Consider the following 19,655-nt stretch of genomic DNA (forward strand, 5'->3'; position numbering starts at 1 on the left):
TACAAAGTTACGTTTTTATCACGCAAATTTTTGTGTAGAATCATCTATAAATTTTATAATGTTCTGTTAAGAATTTAATAATAAATCACTGTTAGAAAGATTTCTTTTATTTTTGTTCAAAATCAAATAAAATAATGTTTGTTTATAGTGTTATCACGTCAATAATTATTTCAATCGTACTTGAAATTTACCTGTATTATAATTTTAAAAAATTCATTCAAAATAAGTATATTCTTTTCGGGAATATGCTTTTGTGGTTACTTGTTTTGGGTAATTTTGGATATAATCTAATCTTTTTTGATCGTAATGTTGGTCAAACGCAAACGACAATGTGGGCAACAGGTTTGTTTATGTTGTTTGGTTTTCCTCGAATTATTTTGGTTCTATTTTTCTTGGTTCAAGATATTTTTAGAGGCTTTGGGTGGCTATTTAATCGTGCAACAAATCATCAAACAAAAGAAGATTCTTATTTACCTTCTCGTCGAAAATTTGTAATGATTTCTGGATTAATAGTAGCTTCAATACCTTTTTTTAGTTTGATTTATGGAATGACTTTAGGAAAATATAATTTCAAGGTAATCAAGAAAAAATTGGCATATCAACGTTTACCAAAATCGTTTGATGGTTTCAAGATTTTACATATAACGGATATTCATTCGGGAAGTTTGGACAATCGTGAGAAAATAGAATATGCAGTGGATTTAATTAATCAACAAGAGTTTGATATACTATTGTTTACGGGTGATATTGTGAATAATTTTCATTGGGAAATGGACAAATGGTACGATGTTTTTTCTAAAATAAAACAAGCGCCGCACGGAAATTTTGCAGTGCTAGGAAATCATGATTATGGAGAATATTCGGATTGGAAAACGGAGGAAGAAAAGCAAGATAATTTTGAGAAAATTAAAGCGATTTTCCCTAAGATTGGAATGAAATTATTATTGAATGAAAACCGATTTATTACAAAGAATGGTGAAAAAATTGCATTGATTGGCGTTCAGAATTGGGGAACACGATTTAAGAAATTAGGTGATATTGATGCAGCTTCGAATTATGTAAATACAGAAGATTTTAAAATTGTGATGTCTCATGATCCTTCGCATTGGAATGAGATATTGAAAAATCATCCGAAACATTTTGACTTGACTTTGTCTGGACATACGCATGGAATGCAATTAGGAATTGAAGTTCCGAAAATTGGTTTGCGTTGGAGTCCGGCGCAATATGTGTATCCGCAATGGGCAGGTTTTTATGATTTTGAAGGAAAGATTATCAATGTAAATCGCGGATTTGGTTATCATTTTTACCCAGGAAGAGTAGGTGTTTGGCCAGAAATAACATTAATAGAGTTGAAATCAGTATAAAGTATTAGGAAAAAGCAATCAAAGTTTTTGATTGCTTTTTTGATGTATATCAATTCTGAAAACAGATTTTTATCGGATTATTGTCATAAAAAAAGAAATAATATGAATGAAGAATTAATTCCTTTACAGGTTGTAAAAAATGAATCAGCTTTTCGTTTTGAGCTGAATGTAGACGGATACATCGCTTTTATAGATTATAAAGAAGAAGATGATATTATCAATTGATTCATACCGAAGTTCCTGAAGAATTAGGAGGAAAAGGCGTTGCTGCTGCTTTGGTTGAAAAAACATTGGTTTATTTGGAGGAACATAAAAATCCTTTGTTTCCGTATTGTCCTTATGTATATGCCTACATCAAGAAACATCCGGAATGGAAACGAATTGTTCATCCTAAATTCTCTAACTATAACGAATTGTAATCGGTTAACGAATGAGATTATTACAAGAAATGCGACCTTAATCAGGTCGCATTTCTTGTAATATTTTTGAAAAGCAATTTATTTAAGCTTTGTGATGATCATCATCGTGTGTATATGTTTGCTCAATTGCGACGTGTCCTTCCCATTTATCAACTGCAACAGTCGATAAAGCATTTCCAAGAACATTCGTCATCGAACGAGCCATATCACAGAAATGGTCGATTGGTAAAATCAATGCGATTCCTTCTGGTGGAATTCCAAACATCGAACAAGTTGCAACCACTACAATTAATGAAGCTCTTGGCACACCTGCAACACCTTTTGAAGTAAGCATTAAGACTAATAACATCAAAATTTGTTTCTCGATCGGCATGTGAATTCCATAAACCTGCGCGATAAATAGCGACGCGAACGTCATGTACATCATCGATCCATCTAAATTGAAGGAATATCCGAGCGGTAAAGTAAACGAAATAATTTTCTTTTGAGCCCCAAATTTTTCTAATTCTTCAACTAATTTTGGGAATACAGCTTCTGATGAAGTTGTAGAGAAAGCGATTAATAATGGCGCTTTGATGTGTCTTAATAAGTCGATTACTCGTTTTCCTAAGATGAAATATCCAACCAAAATTAAAACAGCCCAAAGAAGCAAAATACCAATTACAAAGGCGATTAAATATTTAACATAAAGTAAGAATATACCGAATCCGTACGTTGCAATAGCAGCAGAAATAGTTCCTAAAACTCCTAATGGCGCAGTCCACATTACATATCCAACCATAATTAAAACGATATGCGAAATTTTATCTAACGCTTTCGTAATCATTTCGCCTTCTTTTCCATAAGCTGCCATTGCGACACCAAAGAAAATAGAGAAAACAACGATTTGTAAGATTTCATTTGTTGCAAATGATTCGAAAACAGATTTAGGAATCATATGTGTAATGAAATGTTCTAATGTAAGCGAAGCTTGACCTTTTAATAAATCTTGAGCAGAACTTGAATCGATTTCAATATTCAATCCTTCTCCAGGTTTCATTACATTGATAACAATAGCACCAATCACCAAAGAAGTAAGTGAAGCTGTGATAAACCAACCCATTGCACGTCCACCAACACGTCCAACCATTTTCATATCGCCCATTTTAGCAATACCAACTACTAATGTTGAGAAAACTAAAGGCGCAATAATCATCTGAATAAGACGAATAAAAATAGTACCAAGAAGTTTTATGTTAGTCGAAAATGTTTTAATAAATTCTGGAGAGGTATTATAATGTACATATCCTCCAAGCGCAACCCCGATAAGAAGGGCAATAATAATAGCTATAAAAAGTTTATTGTTTTTCATTATGCGATTTTAAACTTTTCCAAAACTACTATTTTTTAGCAAATTATTAAGAATATAAATCAATTTATACACCAAATAAAATATAAAACCCTTTGTATGTAGTATTTATAAAGGGTTTTCTTTATAGTGTATTGTGTACTATTCTGGCTGTTTGAACGGAATTTCTTGATTTAAAATCTCTTCAATTAATGTTGACATTGGCGCGTTAGAATTCTCGACAATCGAATAATCGATGGTTGTATTTTTATCAACCGAAAGTTTAATTAAATCTTTATTTGGAAATTTGATCGGATAAATACACAATTCAATGTCTTTATTTAGATTTTTTTTGTCTGCATAAAATAAATGAGCATAGAAAATTAATTGCAATTGTTTGGCTTTATCTTCTTTTTTGTAAACGGTTTCTATTTCTTCGGTTTTAACCGAAATATCTTTCGCATAACCAGTTTTGTAATCAATAATTCGAGTTTGATTATTGACAGAATCAATTCTATCAATCACCCCTTTCAGTTTTACAATTTTGCCATTTGTAAGTGTAAAATCAACTTCGAGCTTGCTCTCCAAAGCTCGAATAACAAATTCATTTTCTTTTGCAGTAGTTGTATCTTTAGACAAAACGCCATCTACAATTCGCTCTGCAATTTTATAAATCAAATAATTTGGTCCTTTATCTAAATGCCCATCTTTATATTCTTTGCTAAAATGTTTTTGTAAGGTTTTATCTTTTATTTTTTCGATATTTTTGAAATCATTTTCATGCAAAATATGTCCAATATAAGGCGTGTACAAATCCTCTAAAGCTCCGTGTACAATGTTTCCTAACGTTCTTGCGCTTACAATTTCTTCGGCTTCTTCGACTTCATTTACATTAAAAACACGTTGTTCATAAAAATCTAACGGATTGCGTAAATATGTCGAAAGTGAAGAAGGTGAAATTCCATATTCAGCCCAATTTTGAAGTTTAGCCATTGTTTCGTCAGTTTTAGGAACAATGATTTCTTTCAAAGGTTTTGTAACAAAACTTGGAGCAGCAAAAGTTTCTTTCACTTCGTGATTACTTTCAAATTTGATTTGAGCCAAAAAGCGAGATTTTTCTCCAGAACCCATTCCGTCAGCTTCGGTATCGTACACGAAATAAGCGTTTTTCGCACGCTGAATCAAACGATAAAAGTGATATGCATAAATCGAATCATTTTCGGTAAATGTATTCAATTTCATTTGTTTGCGAATGTCATACGGAATAAATGTATTGTTTTGTCGTCCCAAAGGCAAAATTTCGTCATTCACAGAAGTCATGATAATATTATCGAAATTCAATAAACGAGTTTCCAATAATCCCATCAATTGTAAACCTTTCAAAGGCTCTCCAATAAAGGAAATTGTCTCGGAAGAAACGATTTTATTGTACAATAAAAACAAGGTTCTGTAATCTTTGATATCATCAACACTCAACAAATTTTCGTGCAATTGATTGAAAACTTTTTTGAAAAAGAACAAATATTCTTTTGTCAACAAATCGTTCATCGAAGGATGATGCAGTAATTCGTCTGTCCAATTTTTTAGATGATGAATAAATTCAGTGATGCTTTTCGGAATATGAAAAATAGATTTAAAGATTGATTCTCTTAAGGCATTTTGAATCGAATTTTGAGAATTAAATATTCTATTTTGTAAACGAATATCACCGATTAATCTTCGACTTTCTTCTGTGCTAAAAAGAGATAATGTTTTATTTTCAAGAATTTGTAAGACATTTTTGAAATAAAACATGGTTCCTTTTCCTAACTTCTCCCGATTCATTTGCAACTCAAAAATTGATTTGAAAAATTGCGCTAACGGAACAGAACGTAACGGAATTCCCATCGAAATGTTGAGATGTGTGATATTTTCGGGCAACGAATTGAGAATTGCTGGTAAAATAGATTCATCAGCCAAAATCAACGCGGTATTTTTTATCTCATCTTCGTTGAGATTTCTAATTAAATCTGCAATATATTTTGCTTGTCCAACTTGTTTTGCAACACCAATTGTCTGTAAATTTTTTGGTCTCGAAAATTCATCAACCACCCAATTGATAGGTTTTATTTTTTCTTTGTATTTTCTTAGAAAAGAACCAGCTTCTTGATTCGGATTTTCGTAATAATATTTATCTGCATCCCAATATAAAGTGGCTAATTTTTCTTTTTCTAATCGAAAAATTAGTGCTTGTTCTGCTTTTGTCAAGGCATTAAAACCAGCAAAAACATAATGTGAAGTTCTGTTTTCGACAATCTCTTCAACCTTTTCACTTGCGATTCTAAAAACCATCCCAGCATAACCTTCTTTCGAATCCAACAGATCTTGTTGTAATTGAAAATATAATTTTGAAACAATTCCCCAAAACGTTAAGTGATTTTGAATGATTTCATTTTTCCCAATCTCAATTTTTCCATCTCCCCATTGACTAATTCGTTCTACCGAAATCAAATAGTCTAAAACTTTATGCGCAGGTTGCAAAGAAGCATCGATATCATCGAAATCTTTCAAAACAGTTGGTCCCCATTTGATAAAATCTTCGAAAGAATCAGGCTTGTCAACGATTTTTTTATAGGCTTGATACGCTTTGAACCATAGATTAATTCCAGAAATAATTTCTAAACCAGAAAGTTCGCTCATCAATTCTTCGATACTTTTCATTTGTGGAAGAATGATATTTTGCGCTTGACGCTGAAATTCTTGTTTGAAGAATAACATGGGACGTTTTCCTGGTAAAACTAAAGTGGTGTTGATAAAGTTTTTTTGATTTTGGACTAAATCTTTTACAACATTTTCTATGAATTGAGCCATTTTGAAATTTTCTTTCGTTGAGTTGTTGTAAAAGTAAGGATTTTGAGAGACAATTCGTGGCGTTGAATTATTTTACTTCTTGAACTTTTTCTTGAAATAATTTTTCAAAAGTTTCAGTGATTTTATCCTCAGACATTTTTGTAGCAACAAAATATAATATGAATCCAAAAAATAACATCGGAATAGAAATTAAAGGTAAAAAATTATGAATTCCATTAGTAATAATTTGAAAAAGTGAGATTATAAAAAATAAAGTCACAATACTTATCCAAACAATGAAAAATATTGAAACAAAAGAGTTTAATTCTAAATTGTAAACAATAGTGGTTTTATTGTCGTTGGTATTGAAATGACCAATAATTTGAGGATTAAAACTATTTCGTCCGCTAATCGTTTTCATCAAATTGAAATGATCTTTATAAACTATCCCTTCAAATTCATATTTACTTTTATAAAAACGAATTCTTTTTTCTTCTGTATTATCATTCAGTATTTTAAAAACTTCTTGATCAGAAAGATTTGTCGTTATTTGATATGTTTTATTTTTGAAAAGCATAAGTTAAATATATAAAAAAAGCGACTAAAAATATTTAGTCGCTAATATAATATTGAAAAAACAAATTCTTATTTAATCACTCCTAATTCTTTACCAACTTTTGTAAAAGCAGCAATTGTATGATCTAATTGCTCTTTTGTATGTGCAGCTGATAATTGTACACGAATACGTGCTTTGTCGCGAGGAACAACAGGGAAAAAGAATCCGATTACATAAACACCTTCATCTAATAATTTGTCTGCCATTACTTGAGATAATTTTGCATCATACAACATAACAGGTACAATTGCAGCATCACCTTCTGGAATATCAAAACCAGCAGCAACCATTTCTTTGCGGAAATATTCAGCATTCCACATTACTTTATCACGTAAAGTTGTGTCATTTTCTAACATTTCTAACACTTGCAAAGCAGCGCCAACGATTCCAGGAGCTAAAGAGTTAGAGAATAAATATGGACGAGATTTTTGACGTAACATTTCGATTACTTCTTTTTTACCAGAAGTAAATCCACCCATTGCACCACCTAAAGCTTTTCCTAAAGTAGATGTAATGATGTCTACACGTCCCATTACTTCGTTGTGCTCATGTGTTCCACGTCCAGTTTTTCCAATAAAACCAGTTGCGTGAGAATCATCAACCATTACCAAAGCATCGTATTTATCAGCTAAATCACAAACACCTTTTAAGTCTGCAACGATACCATCCATAGAGAAAACTCCGTCTGTTACAATAATTTTGAAACGATGATTTTTTTCTGAAGCTACAATTAATTGAGCCTCTAAATCAGCCATATTATTGTTTTTATAACGATAACGAGCAGCTTTACATAAACGAACACCATCAATAATAGAAGCGTGGTTTAATTCATCAGAAATAATAGCATCTTCTTCTGTAAACAAAGGCTCAAAAACACCACCATTTGCGTCAAAAGCAGCAGCATATAAAATCGTATCTTCCATTCCTAAGAAATTAGCGATTTTTTTCTCTAATTGTTTGTGTACATCTTGCGTACCACAAATAAAACGAACCGAAGACATTCCGTATCCGCGGTCATCTAACATTTTTTGAGAAGCTGAGATAACGTCTTTATTATCAGATAATCCTAAATAGTTGTTCGCACAAAAATTAAGTAATGTTTTACCATTTTCTAATGTAATTTCTGCACTTTGAGGAGAAGCAATGATGCGTTCTTTTTTGAATAATCCTTGTTCTTCTAAATCATTCAATTGCGTTTGTAAGTAGTTTTGAAATTTATCGCTATACATAATAAATCACTTTTTGTTTTGATATGTTTCATACAAATATAAATGTTTGCGGGCATATTTTTCGTATTTTTGTGAGACATAAAAAATAATAAACAGTGTTTCTAATCATCATATTTAGTTTTCAGTTCTATTTCTTAGCAAAATTTTTCAAAAAGGATAAATTAAAAACGGTTTTATCAGCAGTAGGATTATACATAGCGGGTGAGATTGCTTTTTCTTTTGTATTTGTTTTATTGTTTGCTTCAGGAATTATTGATATCGGTGTTAATTTTAATAGTTCATCTATGGATAATTTGATGGAAAATAGCCTTAAAATGAATAAATTTTTGGCCGAAAATTATGTGTCAATTGCTGTACAAGTCTTTTTATACATTGGTATCGGAATGTTTTATTACAATTCATTAAAGCGTAAATGGACATTGCAAATGTTAGAAGTCGAAATTGATAAACGTAAAGATGAAATTCTACAAAATTTAGAAGTTAATCAAAAAATAAATCCAGTAAAATTGGACGTTTATCCTCATTTTCACACTATTAATGAGAAAAACATTCATTTAGTTCAACCTTTGGCAAATGAGATTTGGAACGAATGTTACAAGGATTTGTTATCACAAGATCAAATCAATTATATGATTGATATGATGTATAATACTGATAAAGTAAACGAAGGAATTGTAAATGGAGATGTTTGGGAAATCCTGAAAATTGATAATGTTCCGTCTGGTTATTTGCATTACAAATTAGATGAAAATAATACTGTTTTCTTATCCAAAATTTACTTGAAAGAGTCTAATCAAACCAAAGGAATTGGACAATTGATGTTGAATAGAGTTGTAGATTATGCGCGAGAAAAAGGAGCAAAAGCTGTTCATTTAACGGTGAATAAACACAATGCGAAAGCAATTCGTTTTTATGAGAAAAATGGTTACAAGAATATGGAATCAAAAACATTTGACATTGGAAATGGATATATTATGGATGATTATATTTATCAGAAATCCATTTAAAAATAAGGTTTTAATCAAAATATAAAGTCATTACGGTTTGTAATGGCTTTTTTATGTTGTAAACAAAGTGTCTAGAACCAAGCTGACTTAATTCGTAATGTCGTGAGGTTGATTTAGTTTTTAAAGTGATGAGAAGCTGAATTGAATTCAACTTGAAATTCTCCCTTAATTTATTATTGAAAATAGATCTTAATTTATCGAAGTTATATTGAACTTGTTTCAATATCGCATCTAGAGTTTAGAAATGTTAATTCTTAATATAAAACAAAAAGGACTTCAATAAGAAGTCCTTTTGTTATTTTTCTCTTTCGATTACGTATTTCACCATTGTTTCCAATGAATTTCGAAATTCACTTTCGGGAAATTCGTATAGTATATCTAAAGCCTCTTGGCTATATTGTTTCATCATTTTTTGCGTGTACTCAATTCCGCCGTGATCTTTCACATACTGAATAATTTCGCGTACACGTTTTTTGTCATTGTTGTAACGTTTTACCGAATTAATTAACCATTTTTTGTCTTTTTCATTCGCTGTGTTAATTGAATAAATCAACGGTAACGTCATTTTTTGTTCTTTGATGTCAATTCCGACAGGCTTTCCAATTGCATTAGAAGTGGTATAATCAAACAAATCATCTTTGATCTGAAAGGCAATTCCAACCAATTCACCAAAGCGATGCATTTTCTTCGCTACTTCTTCCGAACAACCAACAGAACGCGCACCAGCTTCACAACAAGCTGCGATAAGCGTTGCCGTTTTCATTCGAATAATCTCGAAGTATACATCTTCTGTAATATCAAGTTTTCGCGCTTTTTCGATTTGCAATAATTCACCTTCCGAAATTTCCTGTATCGCAACCGAAACAACTTCAAGTAAATCGAAATCTTTGTTTTTAGTCGAAATAATTAAGGTCTTTGATAAAAAATAATCTCCCACCAAAATAGCTACTTTGTTCTTCCAAATCGCATTAAGTGAAAAGAAACCACGACGCAATGTACTATCATCCACTACATCATCGTGTACCAAAGTTGCGGTGTGAATAAGCTCGATAAAAGAAGCTGCACGATAGGTACGTTCTTGTACTTCGCCATTTAATTTTGCAGTTAAAAATACAAACATCGGACGCATTTGTTTTCCTTTTCTACGCACGATATAATTGGAAATACGGTCAAGAAGCGAAACATTACTCTTCATCGATTCGAAGAATTTCTGTTCAAACAATTTCATTTCCTCCGCGATCGGAGCTTTAATCAAATCTACCGTGTTACCCAAAATTTAGTTTTTTAATTCGTAAAATTATTGATGCAATGTACAACCTGTTTTGCATAGAATCCTTTATAATTAAATTCCTCTCCGCTAAAACAAATTTTGTTTTCGGTTGGCAAAACTGAAATACCTTCCAATTGTCCCAACTGTGTCGTGAAGCCCAAAGGTAAACTTATTTTTTTAACTTGAGAAGTGAAGAATAACTGATTGTTATCTTTTGGCAAATCAAACCAACTGATAAACGTTAACGCTTCTTTTGTGTAGCCTAACAGATAAACTCCTTTGGTAGAACTATTTACATCAGCATCGATATAAGCAGCAGTTACAGCGTAATTTGTAGGAAAAGTTTCTAACTTTTTGGCTGCGTGTTTTTTAGAAGAGTCAATAGGAACAACATAATGAGACGTTGACATATTTGACCATTCTTTTGTAAAAATATGCAATTGATTTTGGTAGACAAAAAATGCTTCTGCGTCCCAATTTGTCGTCATATTTTTGAACTGAAAAGTTTCTTGATCTGGATAATAAAATTCTATTTTTTCAGCTTTTAATTGCTGATAAGATTTTGAATAATCGATGTTTGATTTCTGGATAAAATAAATGGCTAAATCTTTTCGTTTGCCCAAATTATTTCCAAAATCAGCAAAATAAATTCGATTATCATCCGAAGACATTTCTTCCCAATCGATATTTGGAGCATTTGTGATGAAAATAGTATTGATAATTTTACCTGTTTTTGCATCAAAACGATACAATTCTGGTTTGGAATCAGAATCGTTTAAACCCCAAAAAGAAGCCACATTTTTATCTTCTTTTTCATATTCTAAAGTCGAAATTTCGTTCAAAGTAGGCGGTAAGTTGATACTTTCCATTTTATAATCATCAATAGAAATTGTATCGATGTTTTCTACTATTTGCGCGAAAGAGAATTTAGTCAGAATCAAAAATAAAAATATGGCTAAATATTTCATTTGATTATGTTTTAATCATTTCCAGTTTTATTGGCTAATTGTCCGCAAGCTGCATCAATATCTTTTCCGCGACTACGACGTACATTTACCACAATATTGTTGGATTCTAAAGCTTTGATATAATTGTTAACTGCTTCTTCTGATGCTTGTTTGTAGATTCCGTCATCAATCGAATTATATTCGATAATATTCACTTTAGAAGGAATTTTTCGACAGAATTTTACCAATGCATCGATATCTTCTTTTTTATCATTAACACCGCCCCAAACAATATATTCGAACGTAATTCGTAAACCTGTTTGTTGGTACCAATATTGAAGACTATCCATTAAATCCGTCAACGGAAATTTAACAGAAAAAGGCATAATCACATTACGAACTTCTTCTCGAGCCGAATGTAAAGATACCGCAAGGTTAACACGTAAATCTTCGTCAGCCAGTTTTTCAATCATTTTAGGAATTCCCGAAGTAGAAACTGTAATTCGTCTTGGAGCCATTCCTAGTCCTTCTGGCAATGTGATTTTTTTGATGGCAGAAATTACTTCGTTATAATTTAACAAAGGTTCTCCCATTCCCATAAATACGATATTGCTTAAAGGACGATTGAAATAACGTTTACTTTCTTCATCGATAATCACAACTTGATCGACGATTTCGGCAGCTGTTAAGTTACGCATACGTTTTAATTGCGCTGTTGCACAAAAAGTACAATCCAAGCTACAACCAACTTGCGAAGAAACGCATGCAGTTGTGCGAGAATCAGTCGGAATTAAAACAGATTCCACAACGTTACCATCATGAAGTTTAACCGCATTCTTGATGGTTCCGTCGTTAGATTTTTGTAGAAGATCAACTTCAACAGGTTGAATTTGGAAAGATTCTCCCAATTGCTCACGTAGAGCTTTTGAGATATTCGTCATGTCATCAAATTGATGCGCATTCTTTTTCCATAACCATTCGTACACTTGTTTTGCGCGGAATGATTTTTCTCCAATCTCTTTGAAATAATCTTCAATCTCAGCTTGTGAAAGCTTTCGTATATCTTTTTTTGTTGTACTCAAACTTGTCTTATAAGATTAACATTGCATCTCCGTAAGAGTAGAATTTGTATCCTTCTTTTACAGCTTCGTTGTATGCTTTCATTGTTAAATCGTGTCCAGCAAACGCAGAAATCATCATGATTAATGTAGATTTTGGTGTGTGGAAGTTTGTAATCATACAATTTGCAATAGAGAAATCGTATGGTGGGTGAATAAATTTGTTCGTCCAACCATCAAATGCATTTAAATGACCATCTGCAGAAACAGAAGATTCGATAGAACGCATAGAAGTTGTACCAATAGCACAAACTTTTTTCTTCTCGTCAATTGCACGATTTACAAGATCAGCAGATTCTTGAGGAATAATAACTTGCTCAGACTCCATTTTGTGTTTAGATAAATCTTCAACCTCTACAGCTTGAAAAGTTCCTAAACCAATGTGTAATGTTAATTCAGCAAAATCAACACCTTTAATTTCTAAACGTTTTAATAAGTGTTTAGAAAAGTGTAAACCAGCTGTTGGTGCAGCAACAGCTCCTTCGTGTTTTGCATAAATTGTTTGGTAACGCTCTGCATCTTCTGGTTCAACATCACGTAAAATATATTTTGGAAGTGGAGTTTCTCCTAATTCTTTCAATTTTGCACGGAATTCTTCGTAAGATCCATCAAATAAGAAACGTAAAGTACGTCCACGAGAAGTTGTATTGTCAACAACCTCTGCAACTAATGTATCATCATTATCGAAGAATAATTTATTTCCGATACGAATTTTACGCGCTGGATCAACCAAAACATCCCATAAACGAGTCTCAGCATCTAATTCTCTTAGCAAGAAAACTTCGATTTGAGCACCAGTTTTCTCTTTGTTACCCATCAAACGAGCAGGGAAAACTTTCGTATTGTTACGAATCATTACATCTCCTTCGTCGAAATACTCGATAAGATCTTTAAATTGTCTATGTTCAATTTCTCCGGTGTCACGGTGAACAACCATTAAGCGAGCTTCGTCTCTGTTTTCAGAAGGGCGATCTGCTAAAAGTTCTTCAGGTAAAGTAAAGTCGAAATCGGAGGTTTTCATTTTCATAATTGTACAATTTTTTGCAAATATACGATGTCAGATACCCCTTTGTCAAGTGAATTGAGGTATTTTATGAAATTGCTAACGTTTAAATGTTTATTTTTGACGAAAGACTTATAGATATTATCAAGTTTTTTAATACTTATTTGAAAAATAAAATGAAAACGAAACTACTATTACTATCAATGTTTTTTACATTTTTTAGTTGTAATAAATCCGAACAAAAAATTGAAGAATCTGCTGAAATAGAAAAGATTGATTCTGTTGCAAAAAAAGAATCACCAGAATCAGAAATTCCGAAAGAATTGATAAAAGCACCAGATTTTTCTTTGGCTGATATCAATGGAAAACGATTTGACTTATCAGATTTCAAAGGAAAATATGTCTACATGGATATTTGGGCAACATGGTGTGGACCTTGCAAAGTTCAAATTCCTTTTATGAAAGAATTGGAAAAACAATTTCATAATGCACCAATTCATTTTGTAAGTGTTTCTTTGGATAAATTAGAAGATAAGCCAATTTGGGAAAAAATGGTGAGAGAAAATCAGATGTCTGGTGTACAGTTATTTGCAGGAAGAGAAGATAACTTTGGCTTTGATTATAAGATAGAATACATTCCGACTTTTATTATTTTAGACAAAGAAGGAAATATTATGATTGATCGCGCGCCTGCACCGATGGATTATCAAACAGGAGGAATCAATCAACAATTGGTTGATATTCTCAAAATGATGAAATAAAAAAAGCTTCCATTTGGAAGCTTTTTTTTATTATTGAGCTCATTATGCTCTAACTTTTGTTTTCAAATTAATACGTTGACCAATTTTAGGTTGTTCACCTGGTTCCATACGATTTAGTTTATATAGGTTGTTTACTTTTACACCAAAACGTTGCGAAATCGTGTACATATCATCACCTTCTTGTACTTTGTATGAATAATCAGAACCTTTTGTTTTCTTTTTTCCGAAAAATACAATTTGTCCATCTTTCAATTTAGAACCCATTTGTATTTCATTGAAATTCGCAATATCCGAAGGAACTTTGTTGTATGTTTTAGAAATAGTCGCAATTGTTTCTCCCGCTTGAGCAACAATATAAGGAATATTATTCTTGTGATTTTTAATGCGAGTTGTAGGATTTTGAGGACGAGTTTCGTAAGCAATTGTTTTGTTATTTACACTAGGCTCATTTTTCTCTATACTATTATTATTTGGTTGATAAGACGCTAATGCAATTTCTTCTTTGATTGTTTTAGATTCTTTCTTCGTTTTAGATTTCGATGAATTATTTGCCATCATCATATCATCCTGATTGTTGTATAATGTATACAATTTTGTATAAACTTCTTCTGGAGAAATCTTATCAAATTGATCTAAATTATATTTCTCAATTCTCGAAATTAATTTTGAAGCATATTTTGGATCAGTTGCATAACCAGATTTTTTCAGACCATTTGCCCAAGCGTTATAATCTGTCGGATCTAAGAAAAATAAAGCTTTGTAATAAGGTCTTAAAGCCAAAAATTTAGAATGATCTCTATAACTTTCTTCAACTGAAGAATATTTTCTAAAACATTCTCCTTTCGAATCATCATCGTGATAAATACGAGGTTTATCCAACGACCATTCTTCAGGACCTTTACATTTTATTCCAAAATGATTATTGGCTTGATCGGCTAATTTACTTTGTCCGCCTCCAGTTTCCAATAATCCTTGTGCTAACGTAATACTTGCTGGAACTTTGTAAAGTTGCATTTCTTCAACAGCTAAAATAGCATGTTTTCGAATGTAAGTTATGTCTCTACTTTCTTGTGCTTGCGTCGAAATCGACAACACTAAGCTAAAAATGTATAACAATTTTTTCATTCTATAATATTTTTGTTCTTCTTCTTTAAAAGTTTGTTCATTCCTTCAATTCCTTGCAATCCGCCTGTATGAACCAAAAGAATTTTAGAATTATCACTAAAATAATGATTTTTAATTAATTGAAAAATACCAAAAACCATTTTTCCAGTGTAAATAGGATCCAATTGAATATGGTTAATTCGCTTGAAATCATTTACAAAAGTAATTAATTCATCCGAAACTTTCCCATATCCGCCAAAATGATAATCATTAAAAATAGTGAAATTCGTTTTATTTGTCAATTTTTCGATTTCATTTTGGATAAAATCTCCCTTTAAACTCGGAAAACCTAAAACTGTTTGATGAGGTTTCGAGCTTTCAATCAATCCAGCAATTGTTCCACAAGTTCCGATTGCCGAAGCAATAAAATCATATTCGAAACAATCATCGTACAAAATTTCTTCGCAACCTTTTATCGCAAAATCATTTGTACCTCCTTCTGGAATAACGTAAGTGTTTGGATATTTAGTATTTAAATGATTAATAAATTCTACTTCATCTTTTTTTCGATAATCTTCTCTGGAAATAAAATGCAATTGCATTCCACATTTTTGAGCAAAACGTAACGTAGGATTTTCATCGATTTTATCACTTAATTCTTCTCCACGAATTATACCGATAGTTTCGAAATGATGAAGTTGACCAGCTGCCGCCGTTGCTGCAATATGATTGGAAAAAGCGCCACCAAATGTTATCAATTTCTTGAAACCAAGTTTTTCAGCTTCAATAAAATTATATTTCAGTTTTCGGTATTTGTTTCCAGAGATTTCTGGATGAATCAAATCTTCTCTTAATATAGAAAGTTGAATATTTTGAGAAGTTAAATGTTTGATGTCAATGTTTTGAATTTGAGCTTTAAAATCGTTCCAAATCATTTAGATATATTTTAGAAAATTATAAAATTTTCGTTTTTTTAAATAATTCAAATTGTGTTCGTTTGCATAAGCTTCACGCTCAAAACTAATATTGCGATATGCTTTGTGTTGATCGCGATATTGAATCAATCGAATGGCATATTCAATAAAATAAAAAGGATAGAAAAAAACGACCAAAAGTTCGAGTTGTTGAATGATATGAATGGTTTCGTGATTGATTAAAACTTCATCATTTTTCAGTTTTTTATCTCTCAAAAAAATGAAAGGAAAAATGGTAATTCCAATAAAATTCTTTCGGAATAAATGACGCAAAACAACTACAAACATGATTTAGGTAATTCGATTTTATTGCAAAATTAATCAATCTGAAAAGATATTGATTTAAAAAGCGTTAAAAAGCGTAAATTTAGAAGAAGTTTCGCAAATAATTATCATACCAAAATTAATGATAGTTTATAGATAAAAGTTGTAAATTCACAGCGTTAGAAATGAAAAAGTTTGAAGAAGGAGATTATTATTTATCTCCAGAAGGTTTCAGAATATTTACTGAACAATATCTAAAAAAAAGAGGGTATTGTTGTAAAAGTGGATGCAAACATTGTCCGTATGGATACGATAAAAAAACAGATAAAATAAAGAATAAGAAATAATTATATGAAAATAACATCAACAGTTTTAGCTTTGTTAATAGGAAGTTGTGCTTTTGCTCAAATGAAATTTCCCGCGGTAAGTTCTCATGCTGAAGTTGAACAAAAAGTAGGTTTAACAGAATTTGAAGTTGAATATAATCGACCAAATGTAAACGGAAGAAAAGTATTTGGAAAATTGGTACCGAATGGAGAAGTTTGGCGAACTGGTGCGAATGAAAATACGGTCATCAAATTTGATAAACCAATCAAAGTGAATGGACAAGAGTTGGCTGCTGGCGAATATGCGTTGTATAGCATTCCGAATAAAGAGGAGTGGGAGGTAATTTTTTACAAAGACACGAAAAACTGGGGAAATCCGAAAGAGTGGAAGGAGTCGAATATCGCTTTGAAAGTGAAAGCTCCGTCAACAAAATCGATGAACAATAAGACAGAAACGTTTGAGATTCGTTTTACAAATGTGACGCAAAAATCAGCGAATTTGGTATTAGCTTGGGATAACACAACGGTTGTTTTGGATATTGAAACGAATACAATTAACGAAGTTTTAAAAATGATTGGAGATCAATTGAACGAAAATTCTTCTGCAAGAGATTTTTACAATTCGGCAAACTTCTATTATTCGAATAAATTGGATCGAAATCAAGCGTTGAAATGGGTCAATACAGCTTTAGAAAAAGATGCAAATGCGCCAGATTATTACAAAGAATTGAAAGTTAATTTGGAAAAAAATAAATATTAATTAAAAATCCCTTCAAAAATTTTTGAAGGGATTTTTTTATTCAGAAATATTCTTTTTTAAGATAATTTGTAAGTAAGAAAACATCAACGCAGTTGACCAGCCAACCATCATAATTCCGTTTATAGCTTCTAATCCAGCCATGATTTTCCATTCACTATCAATCACAACAACACCATAACCAACGGTTGTAAATGTGATTAATGAAAAATAGATTGCTTCTTGAAAACTATACAAATTGTCAATATTTGGATTGAAATAAAAAGTAGCCGCCCAAATTGTATATTGTGCGCCATGTAACAAAGTAAGCAAAGAAACAGATAATGCCATTTGCCAAATTACTTGACTAAACGTTAAATGTTGTTTTTTGAGATTAAATTTATGTAGATATTTTAGCGAATAAACAGTGACAGTTGATTGTAAAATAACATTCACACAAATAATCAATACGCCATAACATATAATTAGAAACATATTTTTATCTATTATAGGCGAGTACAAAAATGTAAAGAATAAAATTTATATAATACTTTTTGAAGCTAAAAATTTTGTAAATTTAATAGAGAAGTAAAATCTAGATATCCTAAATATTTGATAAAATCTGGATTAATAAAGCTTTATTACTAATTTTGTAACGTTAAAAATACATATTTCAACGAATGAATATTAATTTTAAATATATTTTGATGTGTTTCGGAATAGCTACAATTGGCTTATCTTCGTGTGCTTCAAATAAAAATTCGAAAAAAATAGTTTATAAAAAAGTAGAATCTAAGCAGCCTATAAAACCTGTAGAATCTACGCAAACAACTATTCTTACTACATCAAAAACTGAAATTTCGAATAAGAAAGATGAAGTTTTTACAGTGAAATTACCAGAAGTAAATCGTGAGTTCCGAGCGGCTTGGGTAGCTTCTGTTGCAAATATTAACTGGCCTTCTAAAAAAGATTTAACGACAACGCAACAAAAAGATGAAGCGATAAAGTTGTTGGATATGTTAGAAGCAAACAATTTTAATGCAGTTATTTTTCAGGTTCGTCCAGCGGCAGATGCTTTGTACAAAAGTAATTTTGAACCTTGGTCTTACTTCTTAACTGGAGAAGAAGGAAAAGCGCCTTCTCCATATTATGACCCGTTAGAGTTTTGGGTGGAAGAAGCGCACAAACGTGGAATTGAGTTGCATGTTTGGTTAAATCCTTACAGAGCGCATCACAGTAGTGGAGGGCCGGTGACAAGTGAGTCGATGGTGAAAAGGTCGCCAAGTAATGTGGTCAGATTGAAGAATGGTATGTATTGGTTTGATCCTGCTGACAAAAAAACGCAAGATCACGTTTCGGAAGTTGTTCGTGATATCGTTTCGCGTTATGATATTGATGGTGTTCATTTTGATGATTATTTCTATCCATATGCATCGTATAATGGTGGTGCAGACTTTCCAGATAATTCAACTTGGAATGTTTACAAGAATAATGGAGGAATGTTGTCGAGAGCAGATTGGCGTCGTCAAAATGTGAATACAATTATTGAGCGTATTTATAAAGAAATCAAAGCAGAAAAACCTTTTGTAAAATTTGGTATTAGTCCTTTTGGAATTTGGAAACCAGGATATCCTGCTGGAATTACAGGTTCTTCGCAATATGATGAATTGTATGCAGATGCAAAATTATGGTTGAACAAAGGTTGGGTTGATTATTTTTCGCCACAATTGTATTGGCCAATTAATTCGACAGGACAAAGTTTTCCGAAATTATTAGAATGGTGGAAATCAGAAAACACACATAATCGTCATCTTTGGCCAGGTTTGAATACTGTAGAAGTGAAAGTTTCGGATAGAACAACTGAGATTACAAATCAGGTAAAAATGGCTGGAGAAATTTTACAAAACAATGTGGGTGTTATTCACTGGAGTATTGCTGGATTAACGAAAAATCCTTCGATGTTGAGTTATCTGAAAGAAGGTCCATACAAAGCTAAAGCTTTGGTGCCAACTATGAATTGGATAAAAGCAGATCGTTTGGCAAAACCAAGTTTGTCTGTAAATGCAAAAGCATCAGAAGTTGTGATGAATTGGAATGATTATAAAATGAATTCGAATGTTTCGAAATGGATTTTATATACACGTTACAACAACGATTGGGAAACATCTATTTTGGATAAAACCAAAACAAACCAAACAATTTTGAAACATAAAGATGGTAAAAGCTTAACGGCAGTTGCACTAAAAGCTGTTGATCGTTTAGGGAACGAAAGTGATTACGTTGCTCAAAAAATTAATTAAGAATAGAATTTCTCTAAATATAAATCCTCAACGAAAGTTGGGGATTTTTTTGTTTTTA

At 31.7% G+C, this 19,655-nt stretch carries 18 protein-coding genes and 1 pseudogene; 7 read left to right on the plus strand and 12 right to left on the minus strand.

The window, feature by feature from the left end:
* The first annotated feature begins 245 nt into the window (after positions 1-245).
* Positions 246-1,367 carry a metallophosphoesterase gene (locus ACTS9J_RS07215; protein ID WP_312066987.1) on the plus strand — a complete coding sequence of 374 codons (1,122 nt, stop codon included), beginning with the start codon at positions 246-248 and terminating at the stop codon, positions 1,365-1,367.
* Positions 1,368-1,469: 102 nt separating this feature from the next.
* A pseudogene (locus ACTS9J_RS07220) lies at positions 1,470-1,786 on the plus strand (GNAT family N-acetyltransferase).
* 82 nt (positions 1,787-1,868) lie between these two features.
* Here ACTS9J_RS07220 and ACTS9J_RS07225 read toward each other — a convergent pair.
* From ACTS9J_RS07225 to kbl, 4 genes are all read right to left on the minus strand, one after another.
* Entirely contained in the window at positions 1,869-3,137 is a 1,269-nt protein-coding gene (locus ACTS9J_RS07225; RefSeq protein ID WP_280037926.1) for a dicarboxylate/amino acid:cation symporter, read from the minus strand.
* Between the two features lie 138 nt (positions 3,138-3,275).
* A complete protein-coding gene (locus tag ACTS9J_RS07230; protein ID WP_291047085.1) occupies positions 3,276-5,963 on the minus strand; it encodes a PD-(D/E)XK nuclease family protein in 2,688 nt (895 codons plus the stop codon).
* A 67-nt stretch (positions 5,964-6,030) separates the two neighbouring features.
* The gene (locus tag ACTS9J_RS07235) at positions 6,031-6,519 is read right to left on the minus strand and encodes a hypothetical protein (RefSeq protein WP_416410004.1); all 489 of its coding nucleotides are present in this window, start codon (positions 6,517-6,519) and stop codon (positions 6,031-6,033) included.
* Positions 6,520-6,587: 68 nt separating this feature from the next.
* A complete protein-coding gene (kbl, locus tag ACTS9J_RS07240; RefSeq protein ID WP_114999975.1) occupies positions 6,588-7,787 on the minus strand; it encodes a glycine C-acetyltransferase in 1,200 nt (399 codons plus the stop codon).
* A 95-nt stretch (positions 7,788-7,882) separates the two neighbouring features.
* Here kbl and ACTS9J_RS07245 point away from each other — a divergent pair, with 95 nt between their 5' ends.
* On the plus strand, positions 7,883-8,794 hold the full coding sequence (locus tag ACTS9J_RS07245) for a GNAT family N-acetyltransferase (RefSeq protein WP_448353079.1): 912 nt from the start codon (positions 7,883-7,885) through the stop codon (positions 8,792-8,794).
* Positions 8,795-9,089: 295 nt separating this feature from the next.
* Here ACTS9J_RS07245 and ACTS9J_RS07250 read toward each other — a convergent pair whose 3' ends face one another.
* Genes ACTS9J_RS07250 through queA form a run of 4 tightly spaced genes read right to left on the minus strand, consistent with a single transcriptional unit; the run spans position 9,090 to position 13,150 of the window.
* Positions 9,090-10,022: a polyprenyl synthetase family protein gene (locus tag ACTS9J_RS07250; RefSeq protein WP_180906365.1), complete on the minus strand. Its 933-nt coding sequence runs from the start codon at positions 10,020-10,022 to the stop codon at positions 9,090-9,092.
* 56 nt (positions 10,023-10,078) lie between these two features.
* Positions 10,079-11,032 (minus strand): hypothetical protein, encoded by a 954-nt coding sequence (locus tag ACTS9J_RS07255; protein ID WP_286495588.1) that lies wholly within the window; start codon positions 11,030-11,032, stop codon positions 10,079-10,081.
* Positions 11,033-11,043: 11 nt separating this feature from the next.
* Positions 11,044-12,093: a 23S rRNA (adenine(2503)-C(2))-methyltransferase RlmN gene (gene rlmN / locus ACTS9J_RS07260; protein ID WP_038336309.1), complete on the minus strand. Its 1,050-nt coding sequence runs from the start codon at positions 12,091-12,093 to the stop codon at positions 11,044-11,046.
* 7 nt (positions 12,094-12,100) lie between these two features.
* A complete protein-coding gene (gene queA, locus ACTS9J_RS07265) occupies positions 12,101-13,150 on the minus strand; it encodes a tRNA preQ1(34) S-adenosylmethionine ribosyltransferase-isomerase QueA (RefSeq protein WP_038336356.1) in 1,050 nt (349 codons plus the stop codon).
* A 158-nt stretch (positions 13,151-13,308) separates the two neighbouring features.
* On the opposite strand from queA, the gene ACTS9J_RS07270 reads away from it, so the two are divergent.
* The gene (locus ACTS9J_RS07270; RefSeq protein ID WP_181816294.1) at positions 13,309-13,893 is read left to right on the plus strand and encodes a TlpA family protein disulfide reductase; all 585 of its coding nucleotides are present in this window, start codon (positions 13,309-13,311) and stop codon (positions 13,891-13,893) included.
* Between the two features lie 42 nt (positions 13,894-13,935).
* Here the strand turns inward: ACTS9J_RS07270 and ACTS9J_RS07275 are convergent, their stop codons facing one another.
* The 3 genes from ACTS9J_RS07275 to ACTS9J_RS07285 are packed head-to-tail and all read right to left on the minus strand — an operon-like array spanning position 13,936 to position 16,259.
* Entirely contained in the window at positions 13,936-15,018 is a 1,083-nt protein-coding gene (locus ACTS9J_RS07275) for a glucosaminidase domain-containing protein (RefSeq protein WP_219034192.1), read from the minus strand.
* Positions 15,015-15,932, minus strand: a complete 918-nt coding sequence (locus tag ACTS9J_RS07280; RefSeq protein ID WP_291047083.1) for a 1-aminocyclopropane-1-carboxylate deaminase/D-cysteine desulfhydrase — start codon at positions 15,930-15,932, stop codon at positions 15,015-15,017. Before ACTS9J_RS07280 ends, ACTS9J_RS07275 begins: the two co-directional genes overlap by 4 nt.
* A complete protein-coding gene (locus ACTS9J_RS07285; RefSeq protein WP_038336313.1) occupies positions 15,933-16,259 on the minus strand; it encodes a hypothetical protein in 327 nt (108 codons plus the stop codon).
* A 161-nt stretch (positions 16,260-16,420) separates the two neighbouring features.
* On the opposite strand from ACTS9J_RS07285, the gene ACTS9J_RS07290 reads away from it, so the two are divergent.
* Positions 16,421-16,582 carry a DUF5522 domain-containing protein gene (locus ACTS9J_RS07290; protein ID WP_160279602.1) on the plus strand — a complete coding sequence of 54 codons (162 nt, stop codon included), beginning with the start codon at positions 16,421-16,423 and terminating at the stop codon, positions 16,580-16,582.
* A 4-nt stretch (positions 16,583-16,586) separates the two neighbouring features.
* Entirely contained in the window at positions 16,587-17,321 is a 735-nt protein-coding gene (locus tag ACTS9J_RS07295; protein ID WP_291047082.1) for a DUF2911 domain-containing protein, read from the plus strand.
* Between the two features lie 36 nt (positions 17,322-17,357).
* Here ACTS9J_RS07295 and ACTS9J_RS07300 read toward each other — a convergent pair whose 3' ends face one another.
* Positions 17,358-17,792, minus strand: coding sequence for a potassium channel family protein (locus ACTS9J_RS07300; RefSeq protein ID WP_291047081.1), 435 nt, complete (start codon positions 17,790-17,792; stop codon positions 17,358-17,360).
* A 185-nt stretch (positions 17,793-17,977) separates the two neighbouring features.
* On the opposite strand from ACTS9J_RS07300, the gene ACTS9J_RS07305 reads away from it, so the two are divergent.
* Positions 17,978-19,597: a glycoside hydrolase family 10 protein gene (locus ACTS9J_RS07305; protein ID WP_291064735.1), complete on the plus strand. Its 1,620-nt coding sequence runs from the start codon at positions 17,978-17,980 to the stop codon at positions 19,595-19,597.
* The last annotated feature ends 58 nt before the right edge of the window (positions 19,598-19,655 follow it).

The sequence above is a fragment of the Empedobacter sp. ULE_I140 genome (genome assembly GCF_053482575.1).

Excerpts from the sequence above, each read along its gene's own strand:
- ACTS9J_RS07280 (WP_291047083.1), bottom strand. The coding sequence starts at position 15,932 with ATGATTTGGAACGATTTTAAAGCTCAAATTCAAAACATTGACATCAAA.
- ACTS9J_RS07255 (WP_286495588.1), bottom strand. The coding sequence starts at position 11,032 with ATGAAATATTTAGCCATATTTTTATTTTTGATTCTGACTAAATTCTCT.
- queA (WP_038336356.1), bottom strand. The coding sequence starts at position 13,150 with ATGAAAACCTCCGATTTCGACTTTACTTTACCTGAAGAACTTTTAGCA.
- ACTS9J_RS07275 (WP_219034192.1), bottom strand. The coding sequence starts at position 15,018 with ATGAAAAAATTGTTATACATTTTTAGCTTAGTGTTGTCGATTTCGACG.
- ACTS9J_RS07300 (WP_291047081.1), bottom strand. The coding sequence starts at position 17,792 with ATGTTTCTAATTATATGTTATGGCGTATTGATTATTTGTGTGAATGTT.
- ACTS9J_RS07235 (WP_416410004.1), bottom strand. The coding sequence starts at position 6,519 with ATGCTTTTCAAAAATAAAACATATCAAATAACGACAAATCTTTCTGAT.
- ACTS9J_RS07250 (WP_180906365.1), bottom strand. The coding sequence starts at position 10,022 with ATGAAATTGTTTGAACAGAAATTCTTCGAATCGATGAAGAGTAATGTT.
- ACTS9J_RS07230 (WP_291047085.1), bottom strand. The coding sequence starts at position 5,963 with ATGGCTCAATTCATAGAAAATGTTGTAAAAGATTTAGTCCAAAATCAA.
- ACTS9J_RS07290 (WP_160279602.1), top strand. The coding sequence starts at position 16,421 with ATGAAAAAGTTTGAAGAAGGAGATTATTATTTATCTCCAGAAGGTTTC.
- ACTS9J_RS07305 (WP_291064735.1), top strand. The coding sequence starts at position 17,978 with ATGAATATTAATTTTAAATATATTTTGATGTGTTTCGGAATAGCTACA.
- ACTS9J_RS07225 (WP_280037926.1), bottom strand. The coding sequence starts at position 3,137 with ATGAAAAACAATAAACTTTTTATAGCTATTATTATTGCCCTTCTTATC.
- ACTS9J_RS07285 (WP_038336313.1), bottom strand. The coding sequence starts at position 16,259 with ATGTTTGTAGTTGTTTTGCGTCATTTATTCCGAAAGAATTTTATTGGA.
- ACTS9J_RS07215 (WP_312066987.1), top strand. The coding sequence starts at position 246 with ATGCTTTTGTGGTTACTTGTTTTGGGTAATTTTGGATATAATCTAATC.
- kbl (WP_114999975.1), bottom strand. The coding sequence starts at position 7,787 with ATGTATAGCGATAAATTTCAAAACTACTTACAAACGCAATTGAATGAT.
- ACTS9J_RS07295 (WP_291047082.1), top strand. The coding sequence starts at position 16,587 with ATGAAAATAACATCAACAGTTTTAGCTTTGTTAATAGGAAGTTGTGCT.
- ACTS9J_RS07270 (WP_181816294.1), top strand. The coding sequence starts at position 13,309 with ATGAAAACGAAACTACTATTACTATCAATGTTTTTTACATTTTTTAGT.